Consider the following 2,144-nt stretch of genomic DNA (forward strand, 5'->3'; position numbering starts at 1 on the left):
CCAGAGGCTCCTTTTGGGTTTCGTATTTTGCACTATGCGTGAGTGTTGGTTACGCCTCGACAGGTTTTGTTCTAAAGCTCTTGAAGAGCTTAACCAGAATCGGGCTTGCAAGAACCAACACGGCTAGGATCGTGAATGTCATCGTAATTGGCCTCTCCCAAAGGAAGCTCAGTTCACCATCACTGATCATCAGTGCTCGTCTTAAGTTCTCTTCCATCAAACCACCTAAGATAAAGCCAAGCAGTAGCGGTGCGAGAGGGAAGTTAGCCAGCCTCAATGCAATGGCAGCCATCGCAATAATCAGCATCACAAATACATCCATGGTATTGAAAGAGACCAAGTAAACACCTGTGATTGAGAAGAACAAAATCATTGGTAGCAATACGGTTCTCGGTACAGCCAACAGTTTAGAAATGTACGGGATAAGCGGTAGGTTCAAGATAACCAGTACGATGTTACCAAAGTACATAGAGATGATTACCGACCAGAATACATCTGGATGCTCCACAAATAGACGAGGGCCAGGTTGAATTCCATAAGCGATTAATGCACCTAGCATGATAGCGGTGGTACCAGAGCCCGGGATACCCAGCGTCAGTAGAGGAACGAATGAACCACTTGATGCTGCGTTGTTTGCCGATTCGGGAGCAACAAGACCACGAATGCTGCCTTGACCAAACTCTTTCTGTTTGTCTTTTGGTGCAAGGCTACGTTCCATACCATAGCTAAGGAAAGCGGCTATGGTTGCGCCGGCGCCAGGTAGTACACCAGTAAAGAAGCCAAGGATTGAAGAGCGGATTGAAACCGGAGCCACTTCTTTGATCTCTTCTTTGGTCACTTTCATGCTGCCGATGTCGGACATCTTTTGGCTTTCTTCAGCGCTGGTGTCTTTTTCTGGCTTAAGAATACCCATTAAGGTTTCACCCAGCGCAAACGTTGCCATTGCTAATAATAGGAAGCTGAAGCCATCCATAAGATCCGTTAAGCCGAATGTGAAACGCTCAACACCAACGCCTTTGTCGATACCGACAGTTGACAGCATCAAACCTAAGATAGTCATCATCCACGCTTTGATAACCTGACCAGGGCCTGCAAACGCTGCTACAGCCGATAGACCTAATAGCATCAGTGCAAAGTAGTCTGAAGACTGGAAACTCAGTGATACGCTTGCTAAAGCCGGAGCCGCGATTAATAGCATGATTGCTGAAAGCGTACCGCCAGTAAAAGAAGAGTAGGCAGCAAGGGCTAGTGCTTTACCTGCTTGCCCTTTTTGCGCCATTGGGTAGCCATCGAATGCTGTTACAACCGTAGAAGAACAGCCCGGTGCATTGATTAGGATTGATGACGTCGAGCCGCCAAATACCGCGCCGTAGTAAACACCTGCCATCAAGATAAGACCTGACGATGGGTCTAGACCGTAGGTGATAGGGATCATCAGAGCAATCGCTGAGATTGGACCTAACCCCGGAAGCATCCCGATAAAGGTACCTACGAAACAGCCCACAATTACCATCATGATGTTCATTGGCATCACAGCGGTAGAAAGTCCTTGTAAAATTCCGTCTAACATAATGTTATCCCTACCAAAGAGTGAAAATTAAGCCAGGCTCTAGGTAGATATCTAAGCCTTGAGTGAGTAGAAGAAAGAACGCGATAACGAAAGGAAACGACGCGCCAAACAAGATAGATTTACGACGTTCACCCAATAGGTAGAAACCCGCTAATAAGAAGAAGCTTGTTGCCAAAACGAAGCCTAAATATGTCAGCCCAACGCCATAAAATGCCATCAGTACTAAGAACCCAATCAGCAGCTTCCAGTTTAAAGGTGCGGTTTCACACTTGAGCTTTTTGTCTGGCTGGCCAGTAACAAGCAAAATCAGTGAAAGGCCGATGCCAATGAATGTCAGCAGGGTAGGTAGTGTTCTCGCGGTAAAGGGTTCGTACTCGTCACCGGGAAATAGCGGAATTAGGGTAGTTTGGTAGCCGTAGCACAAGCACGCTAGCATGAAGATCATTGCGCCGAGACGATCACTCGAAAGCAGAGACTCTTTGCTAAAAAATTTGGTTGGTAAGTCCGACATATCCAACTCCATTTGGGGTGTGTAGAAAGTAAAAAAGCCGTATATGAGCGAGTTAATGAGTAA

At 46.6% G+C, this 2,144-nt stretch carries 2 protein-coding genes; both read right to left on the reverse strand.

Annotated elements, in window-relative coordinates; translation table 11 throughout:
* Nucleotides 1-49: 49 nt before the first annotated feature.
* Entirely contained in the window at nucleotides 50-1,570 is a 1,521-nt protein-coding gene (locus BCT81_RS15560; RefSeq protein ID WP_102425019.1) for a tripartite tricarboxylate transporter permease, read from the reverse strand.
* Between the two features lie 10 nt (nucleotides 1,571-1,580).
* The gene (locus BCT81_RS15565) at nucleotides 1,581-2,081 is read right to left on the reverse strand and encodes a tripartite tricarboxylate transporter TctB family protein (RefSeq protein ID WP_004738327.1); all 501 of its coding nucleotides are present in this window, start codon (nucleotides 2,079-2,081) and stop codon (nucleotides 1,581-1,583) included.
* Between the last annotated feature and the right edge of the window lie 63 nt (nucleotides 2,082-2,144).

Source organism: Vibrio sp. 10N.261.52.A1, assembly GCF_002876325.1.
Taxonomy (GTDB): domain Bacteria; phylum Pseudomonadota; class Gammaproteobacteria; order Enterobacterales; family Vibrionaceae; genus Vibrio; species Vibrio chagasii.